Raw genomic sequence first — 14,717 nt, forward strand, 5'->3', positions numbered from 1 at the left:
GGAGTATGCTTGCCGATAAGCAACTAAATTGGAGGTGGGCGTGACGAGCCTCTTCGACGACGACGAGGTGTCCCGACTGCGGGTCGCACTCGGTCGCATTTCCCGGCAGGTGGACCGGCAGACCTCGGGCGGCGAACTGACCAAGACGCAGTTCTCGATCCTCACCACGGCCGTGCGGCGGGGCCCGATCCGGGCCAGTGAGATGGCCGAGATCGAGACCCTCAACCCGACGATGCTGTCGCGGATGATCGGCAAGATGGAGTCCGCGGGGTTGCTGGTGCGCTCCGCCCACCCCGACGACGGTCGCGCCGTCGTCGTCGCCGCCACCGCCGAGGGGATCGCGCTGCACACCCGGTTGCGCGACAAGCGGAGCAGGCTGTTCGCCGAATACCTCACCCGACTTCCCGAGACGAAGACCCAGGACCTGCTCGACGCGCTGCCGGCCCTCGAGGCCCTCGCCGATCAGATGTGCCAGGCCCGGGTCACGGGCCGCTCATGACGGCCGCGACCAAACTCGGACGCCAGACCTTCGCAGCACTCGCGAACCGCAACTTCCGCCGCTACATCAGCGGTCAGGCCGTCTCGCTCATCGGCACCTGGATGCAGACGGTGGCCCAGTCGTGGCTCGTCCTCGAGCTCACCGGATCCGGCACGGCGATCGGTGTCGTCGTGGCGCTGCAGACGCTGCCGATTCTGCTGCTCGGACCGTACGGCGGTGTGATCGCCGACCGATCGGACAAGCGCCGCTTGATGATCGGGCTGCAGTCGCTGATGGGTGTGCAGGCACTGATTCTCGGCGTGCTCACGATCACCGGCACGGTCGAGCTGTGGCACGTCTACGTGCTGGCGCTGCTGCTGGGCCTCAACCAGTGCTTCGAAAACCCTGCGCGACAATCGTTCATGCTCGAGATGGTGGGCCCGGACGATCTCCGCAACGCCGTCAGCCTGCAGTCGACGCTGGTGAGCGCGTCCCGCATCATCGGCCCCGCCGTCGCCGGCATCACGATCGCGGCGGGCGGACTCGGGGTGTGCTTCGTGCTCAACGCCGCCAGCTTCGTCGCAGTCGTGACATCGTTGGTGCGGCTGAATGTCGCTGCCCTGCACCGATCCGAGCCCGCAGAACGCGCCCGAGGCCAGTTGCGCGAGGGTCTGAGATACGTGCGCGGCAACCGCAAGCTTGCCGTGCCGCTGCTCATGATGGCGTTCATCGGGTGCCTTGCGTTCGAGTTCCAGGTGGTACTCCCGATCGTCGCCGACCAGACGTTCGGTGCCGGCTCCCAGGCGTACGGCTTCATGACCGCGGCGATGGGAGTCGGGTCGGTGTGCGGTGGCCTGTTCGTCGCCACGTGGGGACGGACCGGAACGCGTGTCTTGATCGCTGCCGCAGCGGCATTCGGATTCGCGCTCGTCGCCGCCGCCGTGGCGCCGACCCTCGCCCTCGAATTGCTCGCGCTGATGATCGTCGGCGCGGTGAGCATCGCGTTCAACTCGACGAGCAACAGCACCCTGCAACTCGAGGCGGACCCGCAGATGCGAGGTCGCGTCATGGCCCTGTGGTCCACCGCCTTCATGGGTTCGACCGCGATCGGGGGTCCGATCGCCGGCTGGGTCAGCCAGGAGTGGGGCGGCCGCGCCGGACTGCTGCTCGGCGCGATCACATGCATCGTCGTCGCGCTGGTCGCGCGAATCGTGATCGGTCGTGGCAAGGAGGTGACCGCGCAGACCGACCCGATCACCGAAGACCCCGAGGAACACACGGTCGAGAATCCGGCGGTGTCGGAGGATCCCACGGTCACCGAGGCGGACGCACGCAGCAAGGCGGCTTGACCTTCGACCTGGTCGAGACTTCATGATGGCCGCGTGAGTGCATCCGGAACCGACGACCTCATCACGATAGGCGTGTTCGCCAGGGCGAGCGGGCTGACGCCCAGTGCGCTGCGCTTCTACGCCGACAGCGGCCTGCTCGCCCCGGCCTACACCGACCCGACGACCGGGTACCGGTACTACTCCGCCGACCAGCGCGAGCGCGCGTCGGCCATCCGCCGGCTCCGGGAGATCGACGTCCCGCTCGATGCGGTGACGCGGATTCTCTCGGCCGACGCGGACACGGCCGCCCACCTCTTGGATGCGCATGTCCGCCTGCTCCGGGAACGCGCCGACACCGCCGCCGTCGTCGCCCAATTGCTCAAGACCGTGCTGACGGCGGGGGAGTCCGGCCCCCTCGTCGCGCTGCCGGGCGGCCTGTTCGCTGACGCCGTCGACCAGGTGCTCCCGGCCGCGGACACCGACGGCCCGTTCCCGATCCTGACCGGGATTCTGGTTGAGGTCGGCGACGGCGCGGTGGTGCTGACCTCGACCGATCGATACCGGCTGTCGACCCGTAGCCTCGCCGCGCCGGCCTCCGGAGCCGCGTGGGCCGCGGTAGTGCCGGGCCGCGAACTGGCGGCGCTCACCGAGTGGTTGCGCGCGCACCGCGAGATCGTGCTCCGTCGCGCACCCGACGGTGTCGTCGTCGCGGCCGACGGCGACGAGAGGCTGTGCGGCACGCTCGACGATGCGTTCCCCGACTACCGGGCGATGCTCGCCGACCTTCCGGCACCGTCCACCCGCGTGATTGTGTCGCGTGACGCGTTGCTCGCGGCGACCGAGGACGCCTCCGATGCGCGGGTGCACTGCGAGATCGCCGTCGACGCCGTGAAAGTGCTTGCCGGGGAGAGTGAACGGCGCCTCGACGCCGATGTCTCCGGGCCGGCGATCGCCATGAGCTTCGCGTCCGGCACCCTCCGCGCCGCGCTGACGACCGCGGTCGGGCCCGACGTCATGCTCGACATCTCGCGCCCCGACATGCCCCTCGTCATCCGCTCCGCGACCGACGGCGATCTCACCACACTCGCGATGCCCGTTGCCCCCTGACCCGCACTGCCCAGGAAGGATCGACATGACCGACGAGACGATGGACGTGATCACCCGAGCCGTCGAACTGGGCCGGAAGGGCGACGCCGACGCCGCGAGATCCGCCCTCGTCGACCTGTGGGCCGGAATCGGTCCCGTCGGCGACCCCCTGCATCGCTGCACGCTTGCCCACTACCTCGCCGACCTGTACGACGATCCGGCCCAGGCGCTGGTGTGGGATGTGCGCGCCCTCGACGCCGCCGACGCCCTCACCGATGAACGCGTGCAGCATCACCACGCGGGCCTCGCCGTCCGCGGATTCTACCCGTCGCTGCATCTCAACCTCGCCGACAACCTCCGCCGCCTGGGCTCGTTCGATGCCGCCCGCACCCATATCGACGCCGCCGCCGCGTATCTCGACGCGCTCGGTGACGACGCGTACGGGCGGATGATCCGGGGTGCGCTCGAGGACGTTGCGGCCTCGGTTCGAACCGGGTCGACCGCGCGTCGGCCCACGGCCCCGGGGCCGGTGACTGCGGAATCGTAGCTGTGGCGAATCCGCCAGCGCGCTCACTAGTCTGTGCGCGTGAAGAAGTGGTGGGTCATCGGTGGGTTCGTCGTGGTGGTGCTCGCCGGTGTGCTCGCCGGCCCGTGGATCTACGGCACGTTCATCGCCGAGGACGACGCACCCGCCGCCGCCGTGTCCACCGAGGATGCCCAGGCTGCAACGGGTTCGGTGAACGGGCAGTGGATCGTGGCCACCGGGCAGGGCTCCAACAAGACCGCTGCCGGCTACACCGTGTCCGAGATCCTCAACGGCGCCCGGGTGACCGTCGTCGGCACCACCGACCGCGTGTCCGGGACCGTCAGCATCGCGGAGCAGAAGATGACCTCGGCCGAGGTGCTGGTGCAGGTCGCCGAGCTCGCCGGCCCGTGGATCTACGGCACGTTCATCGCCGAGGACGACGCACCCGCCGCCGCCGTGTCCACCGAGGATGCCCAGGCTGCAACGGGTTCGGTGAACGGGCAGTGGATCGTGGCCACCGGGCAGGGCTCCAACAAGACCGCTGCCGGCTACACCGTGTCCGAGATCCTCAACGGCGCCCGGGTGACCGTCGTCGGCACCACCGACCGCGTGTCCGGGACCGTCAGCATCGCGGAGCAGAAGATGACCTCGGCCGAGGTGCTGGTGCAGGTCGCCGACATCGCCACCGACAACTCGCGCCGCGACGGCCAGTTCCGCGGCAACGTCATGGACGCCGCCGCGTTCCCCACCGCGACGTTCACGCTGGCCGCCCCGGTCGACCTCGCGTCCGTGCCCACCGACGGCACCGCCGCGACCGTGCCGGTGACGGGAACGCTCACGCTCAGGGACCAGACCCGTCCGGTGAGTATCGACGTGAAGGTGCTCCACTCCGGTGACACGCTCGTCGCATCCGGCAATGTCCCGGTCGACTGGTCGGACTACGGAATCACGCCGCCGTCACTGGGATTCGTGACCGTCGACGACCACGGCACCGTGGACTTCCTGGTCAGCCTGACGCGCGCCTGACGGCGCCCACCCCGGCGGGCCGAACACGTATCCCAGGCGCTCGCGCCACGACGTCGCGGCCCGGACGTCGCGGCCGATCGCGGCGTACTCGTGGGTCTGCAGCTTCCAGATATCGTAGGTGCCCACCGGTTTCGTCAAACCGTAGGTGGGGCGCTGCTTCTCGGGCCGGAACGTGCCGAACATCCGGTCCCAGACGATGAGGATGCCGCCGTAGTTGCGGTCCAGGTACTCCGGATCGCACCCGTGGTGGACCCGGTGGTGCGACGGGGTGTTGAACACGAACTCGACCGGGCGCGGCAGCTTGTCGACCCGCTCGGTGTGCACGAAGAACTGGTACACCAGGCTCACCGAGAATCCGACGAACACCATCCACGGCGGAATGCCGATCAACGGCAACGGAATCCACATCAGAATCTCGCCGCTGTTGTTCCACTTCTGCCGCAGCGCGGTCGCGAAGTTGAAGTACTCGCTCGAATGGTGCGCCTGGTGCGTGGCCCAGATCAGCCGGATCCGGTGCGCCATGCGGTGGTATGTGTAGTACAGCAGGTCGATGCCGACCAGCAGGATCACCCACGTGTACCAGGCGTTCGCCGGCAGGTGCCACGGCGCGAGGTACACCCAGATCGCGGAGTATCCGATCAGTGCGAGGAACTTCCAGAACGCGGTGGTCGCGATCGACACCAGGCCCATCGAGATCGACGCCCGCGCGTCCCGGAACTCGTAGCCGGCCGTCGGCGGGTGCGCGCGCCCGTCGCGGATGTCGGCCTCCTCGAGCTTGCGGGCCGCGAACCACTCGAGCCCGAGGAACACGACGAACGCCGGTATCGCCAGCGCTACGGGGTCACCGAGCGGTTCGAGCAGCGATCCCCACGCTGCGGTGAGGGTCTCCCACATGTCTCCTCCAGGCAATCGCGTCACCTGACCGAGAATCTACTCGGTGCAGTGACCTGGGTCACCATCGGTGGGGTGGTGGGTAACGTCGTCGGCGACAGATGACGGATTCGGTGAGGGGGTCGGCGTGCACATCACGGCGAGGGTCGATTGTGCGGTGCGCGCCCTGGTCGAGCTGGCGGCCGCGGACGGACAGCTCGTCAAGGCGGACGCGCTGTCGAGCGCGCAGTCGATTCCGTACAAGTTCCTCGAGGCCGTCCTCGCCGACCTGCGTCGCGGCGGCCTCGTGAGCAGCCGGCGCGGACCCGACGGCGGCTACTGGCTCGCCCGCCCCGCCGACGAGATCACCGTCGCCGACGTCATCCGCACCCTCGAGGGCCCGCTCGCGTCGGTGCGCGGGGAGCGTCCCGAGGACGTCACGTACGACGGGGCGGCCGGGTCGCTGCAGCGGGTGTGGATCGCCGTCCGCGTCAACCTCCGCTCCGTCCTCGAAGGCGTCACCATCGCCGACATCGCGACCGACGTCCTGCCGGAGTTCGTCGCCGAGTTGACCGCGGATCCGGGGGCGTGGCGTCGGCGCTAGCGGTGCACCTCGAGATCGACCCGCATCTGGGTGAACCGGAGCAGTCCCGCCCGGCCCGACGCTTCCTCGTACGCGCGAACCCAGTCCTCGAGGAACGCCTCCCGCTCGCCGGGTTGCAGGTGATCTGTCCAGGCTCCGGAGCCGTTGCGGCACCAGTCGGCGAACTCGTCGTGCGTGCCGAAGTCCCATGTCAGGTCGTCGACGGACAGTTCGGTGACGCGCAGGCCCGACGACGCCGCGAGGTCCGGATACTCGTCGGGATCGACGTGGATGAACGGGGGAGCGAAGCCGGCGAACCGGTCCACCCATCGCACCGAGCCCGCCACCTCCATGGCCACCGTCTCGAGGCTCGGGCGGTCTCCGGCGCACACCATCTGGATCAGCACCCGCGCTCCCGGGCGGGCCGCCGCCGCGATCGATCCGAGGGCGCGTCGCTGCTCGCGCACCCAGTGCAGGGCGTTGAACGAGACCACCACATCGAATTCGGCGTCGAACGGCATGTCGCGGACGTCGGCGAGGACGAACTGCACGTGGTCGTCGGTCGCCGCGGCCTTCGCGATCATCTGCGGTGACGCGTCGACCCCGACGGCGCGGCCGTCGGGAAGCCGCGCGGCCAGCAGTCGCGTGACGAACCCGTCGCCGCAGCCGACGTCGAGCAGGTGGTCGTCCGAGCGCAGGACCAGTCCGTCGATCGCGCGGGTCGCCATCGTCCGCTGCAGATCGCTGGTCCGTGAATAGTGTTCGCCGTCCCAGTCGGCCATGGCATCAGCGTAGGTGCGCCGACGCGGATCGATGACGTGGATCACGCAACGGCGCGGATGTGCTCGAGTCCACAAAGGTGCACTCGACTGCAACATTGCAGAGCTCTGCAACTTCGGTACCTTCGAAGAGGTGAGTGAAGCACTCGGTCTGCGGGACCGGAAGAAGGTGGCGACGCGCATCGCGCTCAGCGAGGCCGCCGCCCGCCTTTCCAAGGAGCGGGGCATCGAACTCGTCACCGCCGAGATGATCGCGTCCGAGGCCGGCGTATCGGTTCGCACGTTCCACAACTACTTCTCCTGCAAGGAGGAGGCCGTTCTCCACCATCTCGAGGCCCAGGTCCTCGAGTGGGCAGAGTGGCTGCGGGAGCGTCCCGCCGACGAACCCGTCCTCGATTCGCTCGAGCACATCGTGCTGCGGGCGCTCACCGAGTCCGAGCAGCAACTCGAGGAGATGCAGGCACTCGCCGATCTCATCGACTCGAGCCCCACGCTGCTGGCCAAGAAGATGGAGATGCACGTCCGGCTCACACCGATGCTCGACGAGGTCATCACCGAGCGGACCGGTGCCTCCGGCCTGTATCCGAACCTCCTCCAGATGGTTGTGGGCGCCGCCTGCAAGGCGTCGCTCGATCTGTGGATGAGCGGCCGCTCCGGCGCCGACAACCCCGCGCAACTCGTCCGTGAGGCTTTCGACCACCTGCGGTCCGGCCTCGCTGTTCCCCCGCGCTAGACCCCACCCGATCACGAAGGAGCCGCGCATGGCCACCTATCTCTACCGGATCGGTCGATTCGCCTATCGGCGAAAAGGCACGGTCCTGTCCATCTGGTTGGCCATCCTGGTCCTGATGGGCGTCGGCGCCGCCACCCTGTCCGGCCCGACCAAGGACTCGTTCTCCATCCCGGGCACCCCCGCGCAGGAGGCGCAGGACCTGATGTCCGAGCGCTTCGGCGATCAGGGCAGCCCGATGGACTCGCTGTCGGCGCGGTTCGTCATCGCCGCCCCGGCCGGGCAGACGCTCGACACCCCGGAGAACCAGGCCGCGATGGACACGATGCTGACGGACATCCGCGGCATCGAGAAGGTCAGCGCGCCGGCCAAGGCCGACCCGGCCGCGGGAACGCCTGGCGCCCTGGTCAATCCGGTCACCGCGGACGCCGCTCTCGCGGAGATGGCCAAGGCCTCCGCGGCGAAGGAAGGGATGCCCGAGGACGTCGCGCTCGCGAACGCAAGGGCGTTGTCGCCGCTGAGTGCTGATCGCACCGTCGGTTACATCGAGGTGCCGTTCGACGGCGAGTTCAGCGACGTCGATCAGGCGATGCGCGACCAGATCAAGGCCGCCGCCGACATCGGCCGCAGCGCCGGGCTCAACGTGCAGATCAGCGGCTCGGCCGCCAACGAGGCGGAGATGCCGGGTGGCGTCACCGAGTTGATCGGCATCGCCGTCGCCGCCATCGTCCTCGTCATCACGTTCGGTTCGCTGGTCGCCGCGGGTCTGCCGCTCATCACGGCGATCATCGGCATCATGATCGGCAGCCTCGGCATCACCGTGGCCACCGGCTTCATGAACCTCAGCTCGATGACCCCGACGCTTGCGGTCATGATCGGCTTGGCCGTCGCCATCGACTACTCGCTGTTCATCGTCTCGCGCTTCAAGCACGAACTGACGCTCACCGACGACCGCTCCGAGGCCGCGGGACGCGCGGTCGGCACCGCCGGGTCCGCCGTCGTGTTCGCCGGCCTGACGGTCATCATCGCGCTGGTCGCGCTCCGCGTGGTCGGCATCCCGTTCCTGTCCGACATGGGTGCGGCCGCCGCATCCACGGTGTTCATCGCCGTCCTCATCGCGCTCACCCTGCTGCCGGCCATCCTCGGCCTGTTCGGCCGCAAGGCGTTCGCCGGCCGCATCCCGGGTCTGAGCCAGCGCGACTCCGAGGGCAACGACGGCAAGGTGACCTTCGCGCGCAAGTACGCCGGCGCGGTCGTCCGCCGTCCCGCAGTCGGACTGATCGCCGGTGTGCTGCTGCTGGGTGTCCTCGCGATCCCCGCCGCCAAGCTGGAGTTGGCGCTGCCCAACGAGGGCAGCGGCGACCCGGCGACCAGCGCCCGCCAGGCGTACGACCTGGTGAACGAGGGCTTCGGGCCCGGGAAGAACGGTCCGCTGCTGGTGGTCGTCGACGCGCAGGACGCGACCGTGCCGAAGGGCGAGGCGTTCGGCGCCGTCGTCGCGAAGATCTCCGAGCAGCCGGACGTCGTCAACGCGCAGGTCGTCGGCATGAACGAGGCCGGGGACACCGCGCAGATCCTGGTGACCCCGCGCAGCGGCCCCAGCGATCCGTCGACGATGGACCTGGTCGCGGACATCCGTGGTGCCGAGTCCGACCTGCACGACAGCATCGGCGTCAACTACGGCGTGACCGGTCAGACCGCGCTCGAGGGCGACGTCTCCGAGCGGCTGCAGGACGCGCTGGTGCCGTACCTCGCGGTGGTCGTCGGGCTGGCGTTCGTGCTGCTGATGCTGGTGTTCCGTTCGCTGCTGGTGCCGCTGACCGCGACCCTGGGCTTCCTGCTCAGCGTCCTGGCCACGTTCGGTGCCACCGTCGCGGTGTTCCAGGAGGGCTGGGGCGGACTGTCCGCCAACCCGCAGCCGATTGTCAGCTTCATGCCGATCTTCCTCATCGGCGTGGTGTTCGGCCTCGCGATGGACTATCAGGTGTTCCTGGTGACCCGCATGCGTGAGGAGTACGTGCACGGGGCGTCCGCCAAGGACGCGGTGACCCTCGGGTTCAACCACGGTGCCCGCGTCGTGACCGCCGCGGCGATCATCATGATCTCCGTGTTCGCGGCGTTCATCGCGGAACCGAACTCGTTCATCAAGTCGATGGGCTTCGCGCTCGCGGCCGCCGTCTTCTTCGACGCGTTCGTCGTCCGCATGCTCGTCATCCCGTCGGTGATGGCGCTGATGGGCGACAAGGCGTGGTGGCTGCCGAAGTGGCTCGACAAGATCCTGCCGAACGTCGACATCGAGGGCGAGAAGCTGGCCCGCGCGCTGCCGCGGGAGACGCGCGAACTCGAAGACGCCACGGTCTCCTGAAAGACACTGTGAACATTCGATGAAGAGGGAGGGATCGGACCCGAGAATGCGGGGCCGATCCCTCCTTTTTCGCCCTCTGGATTGGTAACCTTCGCAAACCATGCTGATCAGACTCCTCGGCACCTATCTGGGGCCATACAAGCGCGAACTTGCCGGCGTCGTCTTCCTTCAACTGGTCGCCACCGGCGCCGCGCTGTATCTCCCCAGCGTCAACGCCGACCTGATCGACAACGGTGTGGCCACCGGCGACACCGGCTACATCATGGCGGCCGGCGCGAAGATGCTCGTCGTGACGGTGGTGCAGATCATCTGCTCCATCGGCTCGGTGTACCTCGGCGCCCGCGCCGCGATGGGCTTCGGTCGCGACGTGCGCCGCGAGGTCGTGAGCCGGGCACGGAACTTCTCGTCCCGTGAGTTCGGCCGCTTCGGTGCGCCGTCGCTCATCACCCGCAGCACCAACGACGTCCAGCAGGTGCAGATGATGGTGGTGCTCAGCGCGACCATCCTGGTGATGGCCCCGATCATGTGCATCGGCGGTGTCATCATGGCGATCCGCGAGGACCCCGGGCTGTCGTGGATCCTCGCGGTCAGCGTCCCGCTCCTCGCGCTGACGATGATCGTGATGATCACCAAGCTGGTGCCCGCGTTCCGGACGATGCAGACCCGCATCGACGCGGTGAACCGCGTGCTGCGTGAGCAGATCACCGGCATGCGAGTGGTCCGCGCGTTCGTCCGCGAGCGTTCGGAGGCCGAGCGGTTCGACGAGGCGAACGGTGCCCTCACCGACACCGCCCTGCGCGTCGGCCGCATGACCGCGATGATGATCCCGATCGTCATGGGCATCGCGAACCTCACCAGCGTCGCGGTCATCTGGTTCGGCGGGCACGAGATCGACAGCGGCGGCATGGGCGTCGGCTCGCTGACCGCGATGCTCAGCTACATCATGCAGATCCTCATGTCGGTGATGATGGCGTCGATGATCGCAATGCTCGCCCCGCGCGCCGCGGTGTGTGCCGAGCGCATCACCGAGGTCCTCGACACCGAGCCGTCCGTCCTGCCGCCGGTCTCGCCGGTGACGGTGATGGATCGTCCCGCGCTCGTCGAACTGCGTGACGCGGAGTTCCTGTACCCCGGTGCCGACGAGCCCGTGCTGCGCGGTATCAGCTTCACCGCTGAGCCCGGCAAGACCACCGCGATCATCGGTGCCACCGGATCGGGCAAGACCACGCTGCTCGGCCTGATCCCGCGGCTGATCGACGTCACCGCCGGCTCGGTCGCGGTGTCCGGGACCGACGTCCGCGAACTCGATCCGGAGCTGCTTCGCTCCCACATCGGCCTGGTGCCGCAGAAGCCGTATCTGTTCTCCGGCACCGTCGCCAGCAATCTGCGCTACGGCAAGCCGGACGCCACCGACGACGAGCTGTGGCGTGCGCTCGAGATCGCACAGGCCGCGGACTTCGTCCGCGCCATGCCCGACGGGCTCGAGACCGCGGTCGCGCAGGGCGGCACCACGGTGTCCGGCGGCCAGCGGCAGCGCCTCGCGATCGCGCGGGCACTGGTGCGGCGCCCGTCCGTCTACCTGTTCGACGACTCCTTCTCGGCGCTCGATCTGAGCACCGACGCCCGGCTGCGCGCGGCGCTGCGGCCCGAGACCGAGGATGCCTGCGTGATCATCGTGGCCCAGCGCGTGTCGACGATCATCGACGCCGATCAGATCATCGTTCTGGAGGAGGGCGCTGCGGTCGGTATCGGTACGCACGAGCAGCTGCTCGAGACGTGCTCGACGTACGTCGAGATCGTCGAGTCCCAGCGTTCGGTCCAGGAGGCGCTGTGAGCACCGCGACCCAGTCCTCGCCTCCGATCCCGGGCGGTCCCGCGCCCGTCGCCAAGGCGGAGCACTTCGGCGCGTCCATGAAGCGGCTGCTCGGACGCCTGCGCCCGCACCGGGTGGCGGTCTCGTTCGTGCTGCTGCTCGCGGTGATCAGCGTCGTGCTGTCGGTCATCGGCCCGAAGCTGCTCGGCCACGCGACCAACCTGATCTTCGACGGCGTCATCGGCCGCCAGCTGCCCGCCGGGCTGACCAAGGACCAGGCCGTCGAGGGCCTGCGCGTGGCGGGCCAGAACCAGTTCGCCGACATGGTCTCGGGCATGGACCTCGTGCCGGGCGTCGGCATCGACTTCTCCGCCGTCGGCCGGGTGCTGGCACTGGTGCTCGCGCTGTACCTCGTGTCGTCGCTGGTGTCGTGGGCGGCCGCGTACCTGCTCAACAACATCGTGCAGGGTGTCGTGCGGCGGCTGCGCAACGACGTGGAGCGCAAGCTCAACCGGCTGCCGCTGCGCTACTTCGACACGAACTCGCGCGGCGACCTGCTCAGCCGCGTCACCAACGACATCGACAATGTGTCGCAGAGCCTGCAGCAGACGCTGAGTCAGCTGCTCATCTCGACGCTCACGGTGTTCGGCATCCTGGCAATGATGATCTCCATCTCGCCGCTGCTGGCGCTCATCGCGGTGCTCACGGTGCCGCTGTCGGCGATCGTCGCCGCCAAGATCGCCAAGCGTTCCAAGCCGCACTTCGCGTCGGTGTGGAAGACCACCGGTGAGCTCAACGGCCAGATCGAGGAGTCGCTCACCGGCCACGAACTGGTCACCGCGTACGGCCGTCACCGCGAGGTCGACGCCGAGTTCCAGGAGAAGAACGAGCAGCTGTACCAGTCGGGGTTCAAGGCACAGTTCATCTCCGGCATGGTGATGCCGGCGATCATGTTCCTCGGCAACCTGAACTACGTCGCGATCGCCGTCATCGGCGGTATGCGGGTGGCGTCGGGCACGATGAGCCTCGGCGACGTGCAGGCGTTCATCCAGTACTCGCGCCAGTTCACCCAGCCGCTCACGCAGATCGGCTCGATGGTCAACCTGCTGCAGTCGGGCATCGCGTCCGCCGAGCGCGTCTTCGCGGTCCTCGACGAGGAGGAGGAGTCCGCGGATCCGGATCCCGCCGCCACGCCGGCCCAGGCCCGCGGCCGCGTCGAGTTCGAGAACGTCCGGTTCAGCTACGACAAGGAGACCCCGCTCATCGAGGACCTGTCGCTCACGGCCGAGCCGGGGCAGATGGTCGCGATCGTGGGCCCCACGGGCGCCGGCAAGACGACGCTGGTGAACCTGATCATGCGGTTCTACGAGGTCGACGGCGGTCGCATCACGCTCGACGGCACCGACACCTCGCAGATGACCCGCGACGACCTGCGCTCGCGGATCGGCATGGTCCTGCAGGACACGTGGCTGTTCGGCGGCACCATCCGCGACAACATCGCGTACGGCCACCCGGATGCCACCGAGGAGCAGATCCGCGAGGCCGCCCGGATGAGCTACGTCGACCGCTTCGTGCACATGCTGCCGGACGGCTACGACACCGTCATCGACGAAGAGGGCAGCAACCTCAGCGCCGGTGAGAAGCAGCTGGTCACCATCGCCCGGGCGTTCATCTCGCAGCCGTCGATCCTGATCCTCGACGAAGCCACCAGCTCCGTCGACACCCGGACCGAGCTGCTGGTGCAGCAGGCGACGGCGGTGCTGCGCAGCGACCGCACGAGTTTCGTGATCGCGCACCGACTCTCCACCATCCGCGACGCCGATCTGATCGTCGTCATGAAGGACGGCCGGATCGTCGAGCAGGGCGGCCACGACGAGCTGCTCGAGCGGCGCGGCGCGTACTTCGATCTGTACAACAGCCAGTTCGTCGGGGCGGTGGAGTGAGATGACCATGCAGCCGTTGGACCTGTTCGGGATCGACGCCCTGCTCGACGAGCAGGAACGCGACATCCAGGGCACGGTCCGACGGCTCGTGGACGCGCGGCTGCGGCCCCGGCTGCCGGAATGGTTCGAGTCAGCGACCCTGCCGCGCGAGATCGCCCGCGAGCTGGGCGAACTCGGCCTGTTCGGAATGCACCTGCGGGGCTACGGCTGCGCCGGCACCAACGCCGTCAGCTACGGGCTCGCGTGCCTCGAACTCGAGGCCGGCGACAGCGGCCTGCGCAGCTTCGTCTCGGTGCAGGGCTCACTGTCGATGTTCTCCATCCACCGGTACGGCTCGGAGGAGCAGAAGCAGGAGTGGCTGCCGCGGCTGGCCACCGGCGAGGCGCTGGGCTGCTTCGGGCTCACCGAACCGGACTTCGGTTCCAACCCGGCCGGCATGCGCACCCGCGCCCGCCGGGACGGCGGCGACTGGATCCTCGACGGCACCAAGATGTGGATCACCAACGGCAGCCTCGCCGACGTCGCGACCGTGTGGGCGCAGACCGACGACGGTGTGCGGGGCTTCCTCGTGCCCACGGACACACCGGGATTCACCGCCAACACCGTGCACGGGAAGCTGTCGATGCGGGCGTCGGTGACGTCGGAGTTGGTGCTCGTCGGCGTTCGGGTGCCGGCGTCGGCCCAGCTGCCCGAGGCCCGAGGGCTCAGCGCCCCGCTGTCGTGCCTCAACGAGGCCCGCTTCGGCATCGTGTTCGGCGCGCTCGGCGCGGCCCGCGACAGCCTCGAGACCGCGATCGAATACGCCGGTACCCGTGAGGTGTTCGACCGTCCGCTGGCCGGATACCAGCTGACGCAGGAGAAGCTCGCCGACATGACCCTCGAGCTGGGCAAGGGCATGCTGCTGGCGATCCAGTTGGGCCGCATGAAGGATCGCGGCGAGATCACGCCCGACCAGATCAGCGTCGGCAAGCTCAACAACGTGCGTGAGGCCATCAAGATCGCACGGGAGTGCCGAACCATCCTCGGCGCCAACGGCATCACGCTCGAGTACTCGCCGCTGCGGCACGCCAACAACCTCGAGTCGGTGCTCACGTACGAGGGCACCAGCGAGATGCACCTGCTGTCGATCGGCCGGGCGCTCACGGGTCACGCCGCTTTCCGCTGACGATCACAGCGAGGCCGTCGGGCAA

At 68.6% G+C, this 14,717-nt stretch carries 13 protein-coding genes; 11 read left to right on the forward strand and 2 right to left on the reverse strand.

The genetic code is table 11. The features are described 5' to 3' along the window. Positions 1-40 precede the first annotated feature (40 nt). The 5 genes from ACQ5DX_RS25600 (at position 41) to ACQ5DX_RS25620 (ending at position 4,444) form a co-directional block, all read left to right on the forward strand. Positions 41-499 (forward strand): MarR family winged helix-turn-helix transcriptional regulator, encoded by a 459-nt coding sequence (locus ACQ5DX_RS25600; protein WP_430335268.1) that lies wholly within the window; start codon positions 41-43, stop codon positions 497-499. Further along, the gene (locus tag ACQ5DX_RS25605; RefSeq protein ID WP_430335269.1) at positions 496-1,827 is read left to right on the forward strand and encodes an MFS transporter; all 1,332 of its coding nucleotides are present in this window, start codon (positions 496-498) and stop codon (positions 1,825-1,827) included. Before ACQ5DX_RS25600 ends, ACQ5DX_RS25605 begins: the two co-directional genes overlap by 4 nt. A gap of 33 nt (positions 1,828-1,860) precedes the next feature. Beyond that, entirely contained in the window at positions 1,861-2,913 is a 1,053-nt protein-coding gene (locus ACQ5DX_RS25610) for a MerR family transcriptional regulator (protein WP_430335270.1), read from the forward strand. A gap of 25 nt (positions 2,914-2,938) precedes the next feature. Further along, positions 2,939-3,439 carry a hypothetical protein gene (locus tag ACQ5DX_RS25615; RefSeq protein ID WP_430335271.1) on the forward strand — a complete coding sequence of 167 codons (501 nt, stop codon included), beginning with the start codon at positions 2,939-2,941 and terminating at the stop codon, positions 3,437-3,439. A 339-nt stretch (positions 3,440-3,778) separates the two neighbouring features. Beyond that, positions 3,779-4,444, forward strand: a complete 666-nt coding sequence (locus ACQ5DX_RS25620; RefSeq protein ID WP_430335802.1) for a YceI family protein — start codon at positions 3,779-3,781, stop codon at positions 4,442-4,444. Here ACQ5DX_RS25620 and ACQ5DX_RS25625 read toward each other — a convergent pair. Beyond that, the gene (locus tag ACQ5DX_RS25625) at positions 4,376-5,338 is read right to left on the reverse strand and encodes a sterol desaturase family protein (protein WP_430335272.1); all 963 of its coding nucleotides are present in this window, start codon (positions 5,336-5,338) and stop codon (positions 4,376-4,378) included. The two genes, ACQ5DX_RS25620 and ACQ5DX_RS25625, sit on opposite strands and share 69 nt — an antisense overlap. 124 nt (positions 5,339-5,462) lie before the next feature. Here ACQ5DX_RS25625 and ACQ5DX_RS25630 point away from each other — a divergent pair, with 124 nt between their 5' ends. Continuing rightward, the gene (locus tag ACQ5DX_RS25630) at positions 5,463-5,918 is read left to right on the forward strand and encodes an RrF2 family transcriptional regulator (protein WP_430335273.1); all 456 of its coding nucleotides are present in this window, start codon (positions 5,463-5,465) and stop codon (positions 5,916-5,918) included. Here ACQ5DX_RS25630 and ACQ5DX_RS25635 read toward each other — a convergent pair. Next, positions 5,915-6,679, reverse strand: a complete 765-nt coding sequence (locus ACQ5DX_RS25635) for a class I SAM-dependent methyltransferase (RefSeq protein WP_430335274.1) — start codon at positions 6,677-6,679, stop codon at positions 5,915-5,917. The two genes, ACQ5DX_RS25630 and ACQ5DX_RS25635, sit on opposite strands and share 4 nt — an antisense overlap. Before the next feature lie 130 nt (positions 6,680-6,809). Here ACQ5DX_RS25635 and ACQ5DX_RS25640 point away from each other — a divergent pair, with 130 nt between their 5' ends. From ACQ5DX_RS25640 to ACQ5DX_RS25660, 5 genes are all read left to right on the forward strand, one after another. Next, positions 6,810-7,409, forward strand: a complete 600-nt coding sequence (locus ACQ5DX_RS25640) for a TetR/AcrR family transcriptional regulator (protein ID WP_430335275.1) — start codon at positions 6,810-6,812, stop codon at positions 7,407-7,409. Between the two features lie 28 nt (positions 7,410-7,437). Then, positions 7,438-9,771, forward strand: coding sequence for an MMPL family transporter (locus tag ACQ5DX_RS25645; RefSeq protein WP_430335276.1), 2,334 nt, complete (start codon positions 7,438-7,440; stop codon positions 9,769-9,771). A gap of 100 nt (positions 9,772-9,871) precedes the next feature. Beyond that, positions 9,872-11,605 carry an ABC transporter ATP-binding protein gene (locus ACQ5DX_RS25650; RefSeq protein WP_430335277.1) on the forward strand — a complete coding sequence of 578 codons (1,734 nt, stop codon included), beginning with the start codon at positions 9,872-9,874 and terminating at the stop codon, positions 11,603-11,605. After that, complete coding sequence (locus ACQ5DX_RS25655) at positions 11,602-13,527, forward strand: ABC transporter ATP-binding protein (RefSeq protein ID WP_430335278.1); 1,926 nt, start codon at positions 11,602-11,604, stop codon at positions 13,525-13,527. Before ACQ5DX_RS25650 ends, ACQ5DX_RS25655 begins: the two co-directional genes overlap by 4 nt. 1 nt (position 13,528) lies before the next feature. Then, complete coding sequence (locus ACQ5DX_RS25660) at positions 13,529-14,692, forward strand: acyl-CoA dehydrogenase family protein (protein ID WP_430335279.1); 1,164 nt, start codon at positions 13,529-13,531, stop codon at positions 14,690-14,692. The last annotated feature ends 25 nt before the right edge of the window (positions 14,693-14,717 follow it).

This window comes from Rhodococcus sp. ACT016, assembly GCF_050477185.1.
Taxonomy (GTDB): Bacteria; Actinomycetota; Actinomycetes; order Mycobacteriales; family Mycobacteriaceae; genus Prescottella.

Excerpts from the sequence above, each read along its gene's own strand:
- ACQ5DX_RS25605 (WP_430335269.1), top strand. The coding sequence starts at position 496 with ATGACGGCCGCGACCAAACTCGGACGCCAGACCTTCGCAGCACTCGCG.
- ACQ5DX_RS25615 (WP_430335271.1), top strand. The coding sequence starts at position 2,939 with ATGACCGACGAGACGATGGACGTGATCACCCGAGCCGTCGAACTGGGC.
- ACQ5DX_RS25620 (WP_430335802.1), top strand. The coding sequence starts at position 3,779 with ATGACCTCGGCCGAGGTGCTGGTGCAGGTCGCCGAGCTCGCCGGCCCG.
- ACQ5DX_RS25625 (WP_430335272.1), bottom strand. The coding sequence starts at position 5,338 with ATGTGGGAGACCCTCACCGCAGCGTGGGGATCGCTGCTCGAACCGCTC.
- ACQ5DX_RS25635 (WP_430335274.1), bottom strand. The coding sequence starts at position 6,679 with ATGGCCGACTGGGACGGCGAACACTATTCACGGACCAGCGATCTGCAG.
- ACQ5DX_RS25645 (WP_430335276.1), top strand. The coding sequence starts at position 7,438 with ATGGCCACCTATCTCTACCGGATCGGTCGATTCGCCTATCGGCGAAAA.
- ACQ5DX_RS25650 (WP_430335277.1), top strand. The coding sequence starts at position 9,872 with ATGCTGATCAGACTCCTCGGCACCTATCTGGGGCCATACAAGCGCGAA.
- ACQ5DX_RS25660 (WP_430335279.1), top strand. The coding sequence starts at position 13,529 with ATGACCATGCAGCCGTTGGACCTGTTCGGGATCGACGCCCTGCTCGAC.